At 58.9% G+C, this 14,245-nt stretch carries 14 protein-coding genes; 7 read left to right on the top strand and 7 right to left on the bottom strand.

The window, feature by feature from the left end:
* The coding region (locus tag ABJK70_RS10690; RefSeq protein ID WP_347257970.1) for a lipocalin-like domain-containing protein at nucleotides 1-559 on the bottom strand (559 nt) is incomplete at its 3' end.
* A gap of 56 nt (nucleotides 560-615) precedes the next feature.
* Between ABJK70_RS10690 and ABJK70_RS10685 the strand changes: the two genes are divergently transcribed.
* Nucleotides 616-1,980 carry a YihY/virulence factor BrkB family protein gene (locus ABJK70_RS10685; protein ID WP_077727930.1) on the top strand — a complete coding sequence of 455 codons (1,365 nt, stop codon included), beginning with the start codon at nucleotides 616-618 and terminating at the stop codon, nucleotides 1,978-1,980.
* Between the two features lie 259 nt (nucleotides 1,981-2,239).
* Nucleotides 2,240-2,782, top strand: coding sequence for a CAP domain-containing protein (locus ABJK70_RS10680; RefSeq protein ID WP_168175308.1), 543 nt, complete (start codon nucleotides 2,240-2,242; stop codon nucleotides 2,780-2,782).
* Between the two features lie 290 nt (nucleotides 2,783-3,072).
* Here ABJK70_RS10680 and gnd read toward each other — a convergent pair whose 3' ends face one another.
* The 6 genes from gnd to ABJK70_RS10650 all read right to left on the bottom strand — a co-directional run bounded on the left by gnd (nucleotide 3,073) and on the right by ABJK70_RS10650 (nucleotide 9,179).
* Entirely contained in the window at nucleotides 3,073-4,086 is a 1,014-nt protein-coding gene (gnd, locus tag ABJK70_RS10675; RefSeq protein WP_077727928.1) for a phosphogluconate dehydrogenase (NAD(+)-dependent, decarboxylating), read from the bottom strand.
* A gap of 103 nt (nucleotides 4,087-4,189) precedes the next feature.
* Nucleotides 4,190-5,005, bottom strand: coding sequence for a bifunctional DNA-formamidopyrimidine glycosylase/DNA-(apurinic or apyrimidinic site) lyase (gene mutM / locus ABJK70_RS10670; RefSeq protein ID WP_347257969.1), 816 nt, complete (start codon nucleotides 5,003-5,005; stop codon nucleotides 4,190-4,192).
* A 40-nt stretch (nucleotides 5,006-5,045) separates the two neighbouring features.
* Entirely contained in the window at nucleotides 5,046-6,011 is a 966-nt protein-coding gene (locus ABJK70_RS10665; protein ID WP_347257968.1) for a DUF4340 domain-containing protein, read from the bottom strand.
* A complete protein-coding gene (locus ABJK70_RS10660) occupies nucleotides 6,011-7,495 on the bottom strand; it encodes a DUF4350 domain-containing protein (protein WP_347257967.1) in 1,485 nt (494 codons plus the stop codon). Before ABJK70_RS10660 ends, ABJK70_RS10665 begins: the two co-directional genes overlap by 1 nt.
* A complete protein-coding gene (locus tag ABJK70_RS10655) occupies nucleotides 7,492-8,238 on the bottom strand; it encodes an ABC transporter permease subunit (RefSeq protein WP_156879488.1) in 747 nt (248 codons plus the stop codon). Before ABJK70_RS10655 ends, ABJK70_RS10660 begins: the two co-directional genes overlap by 4 nt.
* Nucleotides 8,235-9,179, bottom strand: a complete 945-nt coding sequence (locus tag ABJK70_RS10650; RefSeq protein WP_156879487.1) for an ABC transporter ATP-binding protein — start codon at nucleotides 9,177-9,179, stop codon at nucleotides 8,235-8,237. The genes ABJK70_RS10655 and ABJK70_RS10650 overlap by 4 nt, the downstream gene beginning before the upstream one ends.
* Nucleotides 9,180-9,604: 425 nt before the next feature.
* On the opposite strand from ABJK70_RS10650, the gene ABJK70_RS10645 reads away from it, so the two are divergent.
* The 5 genes from ABJK70_RS10645 to ABJK70_RS10625 form a co-directional block, all read left to right on the top strand.
* A complete protein-coding gene (locus ABJK70_RS10645; RefSeq protein WP_347257966.1) occupies nucleotides 9,605-10,744 on the top strand; it encodes a histidine kinase in 1,140 nt (379 codons plus the stop codon).
* A complete protein-coding gene (locus ABJK70_RS10640; RefSeq protein ID WP_156879485.1) occupies nucleotides 10,719-11,480 on the top strand; it encodes a LytTR family DNA-binding domain-containing protein in 762 nt (253 codons plus the stop codon). Before ABJK70_RS10645 ends, ABJK70_RS10640 begins: the two co-directional genes overlap by 26 nt.
* Nucleotides 11,481-11,518: 38 nt before the next feature.
* Nucleotides 11,519-12,442 carry a hydroxymethylbilane synthase gene (hemC, locus tag ABJK70_RS10635; protein WP_347257965.1) on the top strand — a complete coding sequence of 308 codons (924 nt, stop codon included), beginning with the start codon at nucleotides 11,519-11,521 and terminating at the stop codon, nucleotides 12,440-12,442.
* On the top strand, nucleotides 12,435-13,259 hold the full coding sequence (locus ABJK70_RS10630) for a uroporphyrinogen-III synthase (protein WP_347257964.1): 825 nt from the start codon (nucleotides 12,435-12,437) through the stop codon (nucleotides 13,257-13,259). The genes hemC and ABJK70_RS10630 overlap by 8 nt, the downstream gene beginning before the upstream one ends.
* Before the next feature lie 69 nt (nucleotides 13,260-13,328).
* The coding region (locus tag ABJK70_RS10625; RefSeq protein WP_347257963.1) for a uroporphyrinogen-III C-methyltransferase at nucleotides 13,329-14,245 on the top strand (917 nt) is incomplete at its 3' end.

Raw genomic sequence — 14,245 nt, 5'->3', positions numbered from 1 at the left:
CGGCGTCGGCCTGCAAGGTGAAGGACGTGGTTTCTCCCAGCGGCACCCTTAGCTTCCAGTCGTCCAGCCAGACCAGCCCGGAAACGGGATCATACCCGCTCATGCCCAGTGCCGCTCTTGCAAAACGCTCGGATGCCCGATAATGGCCGTTGCTCGCGTCGAGAAATGCAAACAGCCCCCGATACACGTCGCGGGTGGCCCAGGCCGATGGCCTTTCGGGCTGTTCCGGTTGAAGACCGAGCCGCGTAAAGCTCAGTAGAAAACCGTAACGGTGACCGTCCGGCGTGTTCATTTGGCCGGTGAACTCCCAGATTTCCGTGGGGACATCCGGATGAATCCCGTGATCGAACGGAAAAGACAAGGACCGGTCGGAACGGTCCCCCGGAAACCTGTCCGCAATTTTTCGCAGCGTTTTCGAGAAAGACGAAAAAGGCATCGCGTCGCCGGACGAATCTCGCTCCGGGGGCTGCCGGAGTGTCGACGACGGTACGAGCGACAGCATGACTGCGAGCAGAACGGCGGCTATCCGCACGATAATATTGCCGCGGCCAGTTGCCATATCACTGTTTCCGGCTGCTCCAAACTGTCTAATGCCTAATAAAGATCGTGGTCAGCATGCAAATCAAGCTTTTCAACCCCATCAAGCAGTCGCGCCAAAAACTCGACTCTTTCCACCGGCTCCGCGGCTTGGCGGCTTTGGTGTCCGCCTGGATCAAAGCGCTAGTCGGAGCCGTTCGTAGCGAAGGCTTGGATTATCGCGCCACGAGTCTCGCCTACACCACGCTTTTGGCCATCGTGCCGGGTCTCGCCCTGTGCTTTTCGCTCCTGAAGGCCTTTGGCATCAACAATCAGCTCGAACCGTTCTTGCTGCAAATGCTCGCTCCTTTGGGCGATAAGGCGGGCGATTTGACGAAAGCTATTCTCGGCTTCGTGACCAAGGTCAACGTGGGCGTGCTCGGCTTCGTCGGTTTGGCGGTGCTCATCTACACCATTATTTCGGTGCTGGAAAAAATAGAAGCCGCATTCAATCACATCTGGCGAGTCACACAGGCCCGCAGCTTCGCCCGCCGGGCCAGCGACTACCTCAGTGTGATTCTGCTCGGTCCGGTGCTGATTTTTTCGGCCATCGGTCTCACGGCCTCGATGCCCCATGCCAGCGCAGTCCGGCGACTGATCGCCCAAGAACCTTTCGGCACCCTGTTCTATCTGGGCGGCAAGCTCCTCCCTTATTTGATGATCATCGTGGCGTTTGCGTTCGTCTACATTTACATTCCGAACACGCGGGTACCTTGGCGGGCCGCGTTATTCGGCGGTACCGTGGGCGGCGTGGTATGGAAGCTGGCGGGCCTGCTGTTCGCCAAGTTCGTGGTCGGCTCGACCAGTTACCACGCCATTTATTCGAGCCTGGTCATCGTCATTTTGTTCATGATCTGGCTCGATCTCAGCTGGCTGATCCTCTTGCTGGGCGGGCAAGCCGCCTTTTATTTCCAGCATCCCCATTACGTGCTGGGAAAAAGCCGTTTCTTTCAGCTCAGCAACCGCTTGAAAGAGAGGGTCGGACTCGCCGTCATGTACTTGGTCGGCGAACGTTTCGTTCATGCGGATAAGCCCTGGACCATCGACGAGTTGGCGGAGCGTCTGTCGCTGCCGTGGGAAACGGTGAAAGACAGCCTGGACATACTGCAGGCCGGCGGGTTGGTCGTGGAAGCGGGAAAAGGCGATGAAAGCTTCATTCCGGCCCGCGATATCGCCGGAATTACCGTCTGGGACATTCTGACGGCCATGCGCACGAAACGCGAGGATACCGCCCTTTCGTCCCATGCTGCTTTCACGTTGCCGGAACTCGCGAAAATCGCAGAGGATTTGGAAAATGCCTCGGCGACGACCGCTTCGGCCCGCCGTTCGCTGCGGGATCTCATCCTGGCTCAATCGCCGTCGACGCAGGGAGATTCAGAGCAGCTTCGTTCTTCGTGCTCTTAGCCATGCCGTGATGTCGAGAATTTTCTCGATTGACGTAACGCCCAGAGCGTCACGCCCTCCCGCACCGAATCGGCGCTCGGATAGCAGCGGACGGTCGTGACGCAAGGCATCACGGAGAGTAAAACGCGATAAATCCGTCACTGATCGGAACATCCGTGATTGCCCTCTGTCACAAGGCAGATACTGCCCATGAATCGTGCTCAGCGACGGCCAAGTCGCGGTACGGTTGGTAATCATCCTTCACGTAATGGAGTACGTCATGTGCCGTTTTCGCAACCCGCCTTTCATCATTTCCGCCTTAATCCTGTGGAGCGGCGCAGGCCTCGCTGCTCAGCCCGCCGATGCCGTGGCCACGATCACCGCCCACAATCAGGTGCGCTCCGCCGACGGGGTGCCGCCGCTCGTCTGGTCGGACGAGCTCGCCACCATCGCCACCGACTACGCCGCCACACTGGAGCAGCAGGGCTGTCCGCGCGAACTGCCCCACAGCCCTGCCAGTGATCAGGGAGAACTGGGTGAAAACCTCTACTGGGCCGGCCCGGTGATGTGGTCCGATGGCCGCACCGAACCGCAGCAGCTTACCCCGGCTCAGGTTGTCAATTCGTGGGCAGCCGAAAAGGCCAATTACAACTACGAGACCAACAGCTGCGCCCCCGGCAGGATGTGCGGCCACTATACCCAGTTGGTGTGGGCCGCAACCACCGAAGTCGGCTGCGGCTATGCAGTCTGCACCAACAACGCCCAAGTGTGGGTCTGCAACTACCGCCCCGCCGGCAATGTTACCGGCCAGAGTCCTTACTGATCTCCCAGGCGCACACGCACCGCGCGATTGAACGTATTTCTCGCCTCCTACTTTGCGAAGGAGGCGAGACATGGTTGCGGCGTGCCGCCCGGATCGCCTGCGGTCCCACCCGCCACACTACATTGAGCCGTCGAGCGGCTCACCAAGGAGCCAGAGCATCTTCAGGATCGGTTTAGCGGTCCAGGGGATAGTAGGTCGGGAATCCTGTCCCAATCGCAAACGGACCTTTAGTCGGTCCCTTCCAATCGCAAACGGCCTGGCCAATCCGCCAAGTCGCGCTGTCGCTCGCATCACGATTTTTCCTGATGTCCTCCGAATTGCCAGCGCAAGGCGGACAGGAACTTGTCGGCAAACTCGCTGCGTCCGCGGGACGAGAACCGCTGAAACAGCGCGGCGCTCAACACGGGAGCGGGGACGCCTTCGTCGATGGCGGCGAACGCCGTCCACCGCCCCTCGCCGGAATCGGACACATGTCCCGAGAATCTCTCCAAATCCGGTGATTGCAGCAAGGCCGATGCCGCCAGATCGAGCATCCAGGACCGAACCACGCTGCCTCTCCGCCACAATTCGGCGATCTCGGGCAGATCGAAATCGAAACGGTAATACTCGGGATTGCGCAAGGGCGCGGTTTCGGCATCATGGGATTGGCGTTCGAAGCCGATTCCGGCGTTCTTCAGAATATTGAAGCCTTCGGCATAAGCGGCCATGAGACCGTATTCGATGCCGTTGTGAACCATTTTGACGAAGTGGCCGGCTCCATTGGGACCGCAATGTAGATACCCCTGCTCGGCGCTGGCCAAACCGGTGTTTTCGCGTTCCGGAATACGCGGGGCCGCATCCTGGGGCGGTGCCAAAGCCCGAAAAATCGGATGCAGTTTTCGAACGGGCTCCTCGTCGCCGCCGATCATCAGACAGTAACCCCGCTCCAGGCCCCATACGCCGCCGCTGACGCCAACATCGAGGTAATGGACGCCGCGCGGCTTCAAGCGTAGCGCTCTATTCATGCTGTCGCGATAGTGAGAATTGCCGCCGTCGACCAGGATGTCTCCGCTTTCTAGCAAGGGCGAAAGCTTGTCTATCAAATCGTCGACGAAGCCCGCCGGAATCATTAGCCAGACGACGCGCGGCTTGAGCAGTTTGTCCGCCAAATCCCGCAGGCTGTCGGCGGCTATGGCACCCTCCGAAGCCAACATCTCAACGGGTTTTCGCGAGTTGTCCCAAACCACGCAGGAATGATTGCCCCGCATCAGCCGGCGCACCATGTTGGCACCCATTCGCCCCAGACCGATCATACCGATTTGCATGGGCTGCCTCCTTTCCATTCGAGAGATATCGGTACGTATGCGCTACGAAATCTTCCTTGCACGGAAGAACGAGCGCACGGTTCTCAATGCACGATCGCGTATCTCAATGTTGACAGTTCGGACACCAATAAGTTGAGCGCTGCCCTAGCCGCTGCGTTCGGATAAGCTCGCCGCATCGGCGGCATAGTTCGCCGGTCCGTCCGTAAATTTGCAGGGTTTGCTGGAAATACCCCGGACTTCCGGTTTCGTTGACGAAATCGCGTAGCGTGGTTCCGCCTTGTTCTATCGCTTCCGAAAGGACCTCCCGTATCGATACGACCAGTTTTTCGTAGCGAGGCAGAGCTATGCGGCCGGCCGGTCGGCGCGGATCGATGCCGGCCCGGAACAAGGCTTCGTTGGCGTAGATGTTGCCCACACCCACCACGATGCGGCTGTCCATGATGAAGGATTTGACGGACACGCTGCGGCCCCGGGCTTTTCCATGAAGATAGGGCGCATCGAAGTATTCACTTAAGGGTTCCGGCCCGAGTTCGGCCAGGAGGGGATGAGTCGAAGGATCGTCTTCCGTCCAGACGACGCAGCCGAAACGGCGCGGATCGTGGAAGCGGAGACAGGTTCCGTTGGCGAGGATGAAGTCGAGATGGTCGTGCTTTCTGGGCGGGCTGTCCGGGGCGAGGATGCGGAGGCTTCCGGACATGCCCAAATGAACGATCAGCGTTCCGCGGTTTGTGCCGATCAGGATGTATTTGCCTCGGCGCTCGACCGTCCGAATGGTCTGACGATCGAGCTTTTCCGGCAGATCCGGCGGAACCGGCCAGCGTAGCCGAGGCTGGCGAACGACTATCGCCTGAACGGTCTGCCCGGTTAGATGAGGCGAAATGCCGCGCCGCGTGGTTTCGACTTCCGGCAGTTCGGGCATGGCGGCATTATCGGGCAGCGTCCGACAGCTTGAAGAAGCGTCAGTCCGCCGCCTCTTCCCCTTCTTCGCCCGGCTCTGCCGACTCTGCCGGTTCTTGCTGTTCTTCCGCGTCCGCTGGAGATTCTTCCTCGGTCTCCTCGTCTTCGGCTGGGGACAGTTTCGGCTCCTCGGGCTTGAGTTCCGGTTTTTGCAGGCTGAGCAGCTGTTTTGCGGCGTTTCCGGTCACTTCGTACTGAAGCCCCAGGTCCGGTCGGACAAGAAGGAGATCCGGCTCCCGCTGCATGATGAAGAACTCGACCGGATTGCCCTCGGCCAGGGTAATTCGGATTACATCGCCTTGAGCGGGCTGTTCCACCCGCTTCACATCGATGGCTCTCGCCGTATTCCAGGCGTTGAGGAGATCCGAAATGCTTTGATTGGGTTCGGCCGGCGGCTCCAGAATCCATTTGCCGTCCTGCCCCAAGGTAGCTTTCAAGCCCGGTATGAAAATCTCTTTGATTTTCGCGTCTTCGGGCAGGAGCTTCTTGTCCACGTAATCCGTGGCGGATGCGGTGAGGTGATGAAAGAAATCGTCGTTGACCAGGTGCAGGGTATCCCCGATTTGCACGTAACGCCGCATGTTGATGGGATCCGAACCGCCGAACTTCATCGTGGTCGCATCCAGAATCAACGTGGCTTTCGGCTTGTCGAGCTCGAATTTGGGGAGGTCCTCGGCACTTACCGGGTACTGCGCTTCGCTGTTGGCCTCGGCGATACCGATCAGCTGCCGGACGCGAATGTCGTTGGCCGGGGCATAAAACGGCTTGGTCAAGCGCCAGTGCCCGTTTTGCTTTTCGAAGGTGATGGCGTCCTTATTCTGCAAGGTGATGGCGGTAAGCGCATTTTCGTCGATAGCCGCGAGAGGCGTAATCTCGGGCTTTTCCTTGCCGGGCTCGAAAAATGCAACGGCGGCAAGGACGGCTATGACGATCAATAGCGCTAGATTCAGGATCAGTCTCGATTTCATTAACGTCTCCGGCGTTTAAACCAAATGGCAGCTCCCGTGCCGATCAGCCCGGCGGGCAAGGCGATCAGGAAACCGATGGCGATCACGCCGGAAGCGACGGGCGACAGTTCCAGCTTCCGGTCCGGCGCCGTCTTGGCTGGAATATTGATCAAAGCCTCGTTTTGGCTCAGCCAATGAACGATGTTGAGGCCGAGATCCAGATTGCCGCCGTTGCCGAGAAAGGCATTCGACAGGAAGTCGCCGTCGCCGATCACGACGATTCGCTGTTCGGACGGCTTTTCACCAGCATCCTTGGCCGCCCCGGCTTCCGGTTGTCCGGCTTGTTCCGCCTTCGATCCTTCGTTCGGCTTAGCTTCAGACGGCTTTGCTTCGGACTTGCTTGCCGAAGCGGCCGGCTCCGTCTTATCCGTCGGTTTTATCTCGCGGGTCAAGGTGTAACCGATCTGGAGCGGGCCTTTGCGCTCGCCTTTGTCCGCGTCGAACTGGATTTTTCCTTCGATCGCTCCGGTCTCGGTCCAGGAGCGAGCCAGCGTGCCGAGCAAAGGTTCCCGCTGGAAGTCGCCGTCTGCGCTTTTGTCCAACGCCGTCGCGGCCGGGAACAGCGTCATGGTCTGAAAATTGAACGTGATCGGATGCGCCGGATATTCCGCGACGAGGGCGAAAGTGGGGTCGTCTATGCCGAAGAGCTGGGTGGATGCATCCACCACGGTTCCGGGCAGGAACTTGATTCCCAGCTGTTGAGCCAGCGGATCCAAGCCATACAGTTCGCCGGGGTCGGTCAGCCACAACAGATTTCCGCCGTTTTTCACATAGTTCTGGACCAGCGTAATTTCACCGGGAAGGAAGTTCGCTCGCGGCCCCGCCAGGACAAGCACGTTGGTGTTGTCCGGAATGTCGGGCGTCACCGCCAGATTCACCATCGACACCGTGATGCCTTTCCGCTCCAGCTCTTCGCCGAACTGGCCCAGATCATGGTTGGCCTGGCCTTGCGGCGACCGTTCCCCGTGGCCCTCGAGGAAGACCACGTGCCGTTCCTTGGCCACGGCCAAGCGCTGCAGGGCATTGGTCAAGGTGGCCTCCTCGGCGTTTTGAATTTTTTCGGTGCGGCCCTGGTAATCCACCATCATTTCGCCGTCCATGGTGATACCCAGCTCCCTGACTTTATCGGGCTGAGTATCCGGATTGACGAAATTCAGCGTCAGGTCGTTCTTGTAACGGCTGTAGCGTCCGACCTGGTCGCGGATTTGGTTTCGCAGCTGGGCGTTTTCCCGAGCGTACGCGGTAATCGTTACCGGTTCTTTGATCAGGTCCAAGACCTTGCGGCTGGCCTCGGAGAGAGTGTGACGGCCTCCCGCGGTCCAGTCGAACTGGGCCGTGTAGCGCGTGCTCAGCCAGGCCACAAGGCCGACAACGGCCAGAAACAGCAAGGTGAAGAGAAGGTTTTGCAGGCGTAGTTCGAGGTGCGTCTTGCGGTTGATCTTCATTTTTGCAGGCGATCGTTATCCAGACGATGGACGCTCAGAACGAGAAACGTGAGCGTAAAGAGCAGGAAGTAAATCAGATCGGTCGTCGATATCAGACCTTTCAGCAAACTCTCGTAATGGCGCAGGAGCGAGAGATATTCGAGCACGCCGCCCGCCGAGTTGCCGGTCCAGTCGATGATCCACAGCAGCAGCAATGCCCCGAACGTGCTGACGGCGGCGATGGTCGGCTGGCTAGCGAGCGCCGACATGTATAGCCCCACGGCGGCGAACCCGGCCAGCAGCAACATGAGGGCGATGATGCAGGCCGCCAGCTTGCCCATGTCCAGTCCGCCCCCGACCAGCAGCGACAGCGGCATCAGACCGATCATCGCGACCATGATGAGCAGGAAGGCGAACACGCCGAGATACTTCCCGAGAATGATCTCGGTCATCGACACCGGAGCGGTAAACAGAAGGCTCAGCGTGCGGTTGCGGCGCTCCTCGCTGATCAGCCGCATCGTCAGGAGCGGCGTCACCAATAGGAGAATGACGCCGGCATTACCGAACAGCGGGACGGCGATCAGGTCGGTGACTCCGGGCGCATCCTCCATGCCGGCGATGCGGGCTTGCAGCATCACGTAGTAGTCGAGCTGCGCCAGAAACATGTAGCCCAGAATGATCTGGATCACGCCCAGGATCGACCAGGCCAAAGGCGAAAGAAACAGCGTGCGGAGCTCTCGCCCCGCGATGACTAAGGCCATCATGCGGCTTGCTCCTCCATAACGGGAGTGTGTTGGGTGATGTCTATGAAGATTTCTTCCATGCTGCGCCGTTCGGGGGTCAGTTCCAACAGTCCCCAACCCAGCGATACCGCTGCTTCGGAGATCCGTTCGGCCGGGTTTTTGTCCTTGTCGTGAAAGATTCGATAGCGCCGCTCTCCGAGGTCGTCGATTTTTTGAACGCCGTCGATGGCATAGAGCTTCATGAGATCGGCCCCTAAACGGGTTTCCAGCACCACGCTGGAGGCGCGCATCTGCTGTTCCAGGCCCTCGATGCTGTCGCTGAGCACCAGCTTGCCCTTGTGAATGATTTGCACGCGGGTGCAGGATTCCTGGACTTCGGGAAGGATGTGCGTCGAGAGAATAATCCCGTGCTGCTTGCCGAGCTCGCGGATCAGTTCGCGAATCTCCCGGATCTGGATCGGGTCCAGCCCCACGGTCGGCTCATCGAGAATGATGACCGACGGGGAATGCAGGATCGCCTGGGCGATACCGACCCGCTGCTGATAACCTTTCGACAGATTCCCGATCAATCGCTCGCCGACGTCGGTCAAGCCGCAACGCTCTTTGGCGCTATCGACCGCTGTCGGGATTTTTTCCCGGGGAATCTGATGCAGTTTCCCGCAGTAGTCCAGGTATTCGTCCACCGTCAGCTCCCGATAAACCGGCGGTATTTCGGGCAAATAGCCCAGCTCCCGCTTGGCCTCCTTGGGATTGTCCAGTATGTCGATCCCGTTGATGAGGATCTGCCCGGAGGTAGGCGCGAGATTGCCGCAGATCATCTGCATGGTGGACGACTTGCCCGCCCCGTTGGGGCCTAGAAATCCCAGAATTTCGCCCTTTTCCAGGCTGAACGTAACGTTGTTGACGGCGCAGTGATCGCCGTAATAGCGATAAAGTTGTTCGACTTGAATGAGTTGAGTCATAGCGCGCGTAAGATACAAAAATTTTTCCGAAAGGCAAGATACGGGCCACTTGGGCACCAGGTGCCGCACGCCCGTAAAAAATAGCGGAACCCAATAACGGTACCACAGAGCAGTCCTCGCCGTCCTGATCGTGTTATTTGGAAGCGGCGAGTGCGCCGACTGGACTGAGTGTATCCAAAAGCAAGGCGAGCCTGTGCGCCATCGTTTCGGACGCAGCACGCAAGCCTATCGCAAATGCCGTTCAGGACGCTTGCGACCGCCCCTCTCGACCGCTTCGAGCCACTTATCCAGCAAATTCCGATGTTTTCCTCCAGCAAGCTTTTCCCGGACCTCTACACTCTTATGGAGCAACGAACTCCACAGCCTGACTTTTTGAACATTCGTCGGACAATTGATCATTGATGCAGCGGCGGAAAACCGAGCAAGTGAAGTCTATACGGCCTAAGGACAGTTCCGGCCGACGGGAAGCATCGCCGACCATCCGCGGTACCGGGGCCGCAACCAGCCGGGCGGCCGAGTCCTTTCTTCCCGATTTTTGCAGCCTCTCGACCGCCCTGATGCTAGTCGTTTCGGCCGAATTACTGGCTTTCGTTCTGACGCTCGCCGATTCGTCGTCCGATTACGGCTTCTGGTCCGACCTGGGGCTGCGCTCGCTATTCATCGTCTGGATCGCGCTGACCAGCGGAGTCGTCCTTTGCAGTATTCGCTCGCGGCTCGCCCGACTAGACGCCCTCTGGTGCGGAGTGGCGACCTTCTCCGTCATCCAGACCGCGACATTTCTGATTGCCTGGCTAGGCCATGACGGCCCGTTGAATCCGGGACATGCCATTTCCTTTGAAAACCTCGACGGTGTCTATTATTTGAAAATTCTCGGGGCCAGCAGTCTCATTACGGCGGCCTGGCTGCGCTACCTCTATATCCAATCGCGCTGGCGTCTGCAAATCCGGGCCGAAGGTGAAGCCCGGCTCGATGCACTACAGGCGCGGATGCGCCCCCACTTTCTGTTCAATAGTCTCAACACCATCGCCAGCCTCACTCGGAACGATCCGAAAATGGCGGAAGAACTTCTGCTGGATTTGGCCGAGTTGTTCCGCGCGGTACTCAAGAAAGAGACCAAATGGGTGGCGCTGAAAGACGAAGTGGGCCTGACTTGCCAATATCTCAACATCGAGCGGCAGCGTCTCGGCGAACGTCTGCGCATCGACTGGCGTCTGAAGGACGCTCCGGAGGACGCACTGATCCCTCCCCTGAGCATTCAGCCGCTGGTGGAAAATGCGATTTATCACGGCGTCGAGCCGTCTCAGCGTGGCGGCAAAGTGGAGATCGGCGGTCAACTCACGAAACGGCATCTCGTTCTGACGGTAAAAAACACTCTGCCGGAAGCGGATGCGCGCCGCTCGCGCCAAGGTGCAAGGATAGCTCTGGCCAATCTCCGCGCTCGTCTCGAAGCCTGTTTTCCGGGCGAGGCGCGCCTCCTCACCAGCGTGGTCGACAATTGCTACCAAGTTCGAATCGTCTTTCCTTATCTTCCGAAGAATCATGAAAATCCTGATCGCCGACGATGAGGCGCCGGCTCGAAGCCGTTTGCGGGATTTGCTCGGCGAGATCGACTCGTCATTGATCGTCGTCGGAGAAGCGGCCGACGGCGAACAGGCCTTGAGGCTCGCCGCTCAGATCCAGCCGGATGCGGTTCTGCTGGATATCCGAATGCCGTGGATCGACGGCATCGGAACCGCACGCGAACTCGCCCGATTGCCTCAGCCGCCGGCCGTGGTCTTTACGACGGCTTACGACGAACATGCATTGGAGGCATTCGAGGTCAGCGCGGTCGATTATCTCCTCAAGCCGGTGCGAAAGGACCGTCTGGCCGCCGCCTTGCGAAGGGCGGAACGATTTACCGAAACCGCGTGGAATAAACTCGAGACCGCCCTACCTGCCGGACAATCGACCCGTAGCCATTTATGCATCCACAGCCATGGCGACATACGATTGATTCCGGTCGACACGGTGCTTTATTTCCGCGCCGAGCAAAAATATACGACGGTGAGGACCCCCGACGGAGAAACCTTGATCGACGATTCGTTGAAGTCTTTGGAAGAAGAATTCGGAAAGAGCTTCATTCGGATTCACCGCAACGCCTTGGTGGCAATCGACCATATCGTCGCACTGGAAAAATCGTCCCCCGGCGGCACAGCGCTTCGTCTGCGCGGCATCCCCGAGGCCTTGGAAATCAGCCGTCGGCACCTGCCTTCGGTAAGAAGCCAGTTAAAACAACTCGCTACGATTGGTGAGGACGGCTGATTTGATACAATGGCTTAATTTACGCACGGTCGATACTGATGCCACAACGTATACGCATCGCCACCCGCAAAAGCGCCCTGGCCGTATGGCAGGCGGAACACGTCGCGGCGCGCCTGAGGGCCGCATGCCCCGATATCGAAGTCGAATTGGTGAAAATGGTCACGCGCGGCGACAAATTGCTCGACGCCCCGCTGGCCAAGGTGGGCGGCAAAGGTTTGTTCGTGAAGGAACTGGAGGAGGGGCTGCTGGCAGAAACGGCCGATCTGGCCGTCCACTCCATGAAAGACGTGCCGGCGGAACTGCCCGACGGCCTGCATCTCGCCGCCATTCTGCCGCGCGAGGATCCCCGCGACGCTTTTGTTTCCCTGCGTTACCCGTCCTTCGATGTGCTGCCTCCGCACGCGAAGATCGGTACCTCCAGCCTTCGCCGGCAATGCCAGATCAAGGTCCGTCTCCCCGAATGCGAAACGCTCAATCTTCGGGGCAATGTCGACACCCGCCTAAATAAGCTCGAGACCGAGCAGTACGACGCCATCATCCTTGCTGCAGCGGGATTGAAACGGCTCGGCCTGAGCCATCGGATTACGGAAATACTTTCGACTGAGACCAGCCTCCCCGCGGTCGGCCAAGGCGCCATCGGCATCGAATGCCGCCGGGATGACATTTGGCTGAACGAGTGTCTAAAAGCATTGCACCACGAGGAAACGGCTATCTGCGTCACGGCAGAGCGAGCGCTCAACGAGCGCCTGAACGGTGGCTGCCAGGTGCCCATTGCCGGATACGCGGAATTGTCCGGGGAACATCTGAGACTGCGTGGGCTGGTCGGCACGCCTGACGGAAGATCACTGATTCAAGGCGAAATCGAAGGTTCTTACGCCGATCCGCAGGACTTAGGGACAGCCTTGGCCGAAGATTTATTATCGCGCGGGGCCGATCGCATCCTGAACGCACTCTATGCCTGACATGGCAAGCTCGACGAATGCCCCTCTAGCCGGCATAGGCATATTGGTCACCCGACCGCGGGAACAAGCCGATGGCCTGTGCGCTCTAATTGAAGCCGCCGGCGGCCATGCAATGAGGCTGCCGTTGCTGGAAATCGTCGCTGTCGGCGATCCTACCGCAGCGGCGGAACTTTTATCGCGGCAAGACCGGTGGGATTGGTTGATATTCGCGAGCCCCAACGCCGTCCGCTTCACTCTGGCGATTCATGGCGGGTCGTTCAATCCGCCGCGGCCGGCGCGAATCGCGGCTATCGGCCAGACTACTGCGGAAGCGCTGACCAAGGCCGGAATTCGGGTAGACCTGATACCTAAACCGCAGTTTAATAGCGAGTCGCTCTTGGCGTCGCCGGAAATGACTGATGTATCCGGCAAATCGATATTGATCGTCCGGGGCGAAGGCGGACGGGAGCATCTTGCGCAAACACTCAGGGCTCGTGGTGCGGAAGTTGCCTACGCGGAAGTTTATCGCAGAATTCTTCCCGCGACGGATATCGGTTATTGGATTGACCTGTGGCGCCAAGGCGGTATCGACATTGTAACCATCACCAGCGGAGAGGCTTTGAATAATCTTACGCAGCTCTTGGGCGAGGCCATACACGAGTTCGCCGAGCATACCCCGCTCGTGGTGCTCGGCTCGCGCGTCGAAAAACTGGCTCGCGATCAAGGCTGGCGTCATGTGATCAGTGCGGAGCCGGCCTGCGATCAAGCCATAGCGGAGACGATAATTCGTCATGTCGAAACGAAGAGAACCGCTCAAGACCGCCCGGCCAGCCGATAATCGGCCTGCTGATTTCGAGTCCTTTCTCCAATAAAAGCTATTAAGGTTCAATACTACGGGGATACAGCATTGGTTGACGTAAATAACGAATTGATGTCGGCCACCGGCCAGCCCGCCAATGGAGCGGAAACCGAGGCCGTAAAGACATCTGCCGCCCCCCCCAAGAAATCCCGCAGCTTCGCGTGGATCGGTTATCTCATCTTGCTCGGCATACTGGGTCTTACCGCCGGGGGCTGGTACTTTCTTCAAGAGCTACGCTCCAAGCAGGAAGGTCTGGGCGGCCAATTGACCAGCAAGGACCAGCAAATCATGGAGTTCACGCGGCAGTTGAGCGCGATGCAATCCGAGATGGCCACACTGCACTCCCAGCTCGCCACCCTTCAATCCCAGGTGACGACGGAGGATTCAAAATTCGAGCGGCTGATCGGCGATCAGTCCGCCCAGCTCAACGAGAGATTGAACCTGACGCGGAACGAACTGAATGAATCGGTTCAGCGCATCCAACGGCAGCTCAACAAAACCCGTGGCGATTTGCTGGTAGCGGACGCCGAGTACCTTCTGAGCATCGCCAACCAAAAACTTCACTTGATCGGCGACGTGAAAGCCGTACTTGCTGCCATGGAGGCCGCGGACCAGCGCCTGCATGACAGCGGCGATCCGGCGGTATTCAAAGTCCGGGAAGCTTTGGCCGAGGAAATCGAGACTCTCCGGCGGCTCAACGCTCCGGATATCGTAGGCCTTTCCTCCAGACTGCTGGCTCTTGAAAGCAAGGCCAAGGATATTCCCCTGTTCTTACCCCATGCGGGCAAAGTCAGCGAACACGACGACGCCCCCGAAACAGCCGAACCCGCCGCGGAGGCTGAAGGTGAAGGGCCGCTCGGTTCCGCGCTGGACAATATCAAGGATCTGGTAACGATACGCCGCACCGATCGGCCGGTAAATGCCGTTCTCCATCCGGAACAGGCGGAGGCGCTACGTCAAGTTCT

This window comes from Methylocaldum sp. (assembly GCF_039794385.1).
Lineage (GTDB): Bacteria > Pseudomonadota > Gammaproteobacteria > Methylococcales > Methylococcaceae > Methylocaldum.
The sequence above is the reverse complement of the archived record's forward strand: the minus strand, read 5'-3'. Positions and strand labels throughout refer to the sequence as shown.

Excerpts from the sequence above, each read along its gene's own strand:
- ABJK70_RS10685 (WP_077727930.1), top strand. The coding sequence starts at position 616 with ATGCAAATCAAGCTTTTCAACCCCATCAAGCAGTCGCGCCAAAAACTC.
- ABJK70_RS10655 (WP_156879488.1), bottom strand. The coding sequence starts at position 8,238 with ATGATGGCCTTAGTCATCGCGGGGCGAGAGCTCCGCACGCTGTTTCTT.
- ABJK70_RS10660 (WP_347257967.1), bottom strand. The coding sequence starts at position 7,495 with ATGAAGATCAACCGCAAGACGCACCTCGAACTACGCCTGCAAAACCTT.
- ABJK70_RS10630 (WP_347257964.1), top strand. The coding sequence starts at position 12,435 with ATGCCTGACATGGCAAGCTCGACGAATGCCCCTCTAGCCGGCATAGGC.
- gnd (WP_077727928.1), bottom strand. The coding sequence starts at position 4,086 with ATGCAAATCGGTATGATCGGTCTGGGGCGAATGGGTGCCAACATGGTG.
- ABJK70_RS10650 (WP_156879487.1), bottom strand. The coding sequence starts at position 9,179 with ATGACTCAACTCATTCAAGTCGAACAACTTTATCGCTATTACGGCGAT.
- mutM (WP_347257969.1), bottom strand. The coding sequence starts at position 5,005 with ATGCCCGAACTGCCGGAAGTCGAAACCACGCGGCGCGGCATTTCGCCT.
- ABJK70_RS10640 (WP_156879485.1), top strand. The coding sequence starts at position 10,719 with ATGAAAATCCTGATCGCCGACGATGAGGCGCCGGCTCGAAGCCGTTTG.
- ABJK70_RS10665 (WP_347257968.1), bottom strand. The coding sequence starts at position 6,011 with ATGAAATCGAGACTGATCCTGAATCTAGCGCTATTGATCGTCATAGCC.
- ABJK70_RS10680 (WP_168175308.1), top strand. The coding sequence starts at position 2,240 with ATGTGCCGTTTTCGCAACCCGCCTTTCATCATTTCCGCCTTAATCCTG.
- hemC (WP_347257965.1), top strand. The coding sequence starts at position 11,519 with ATGCCACAACGTATACGCATCGCCACCCGCAAAAGCGCCCTGGCCGTA.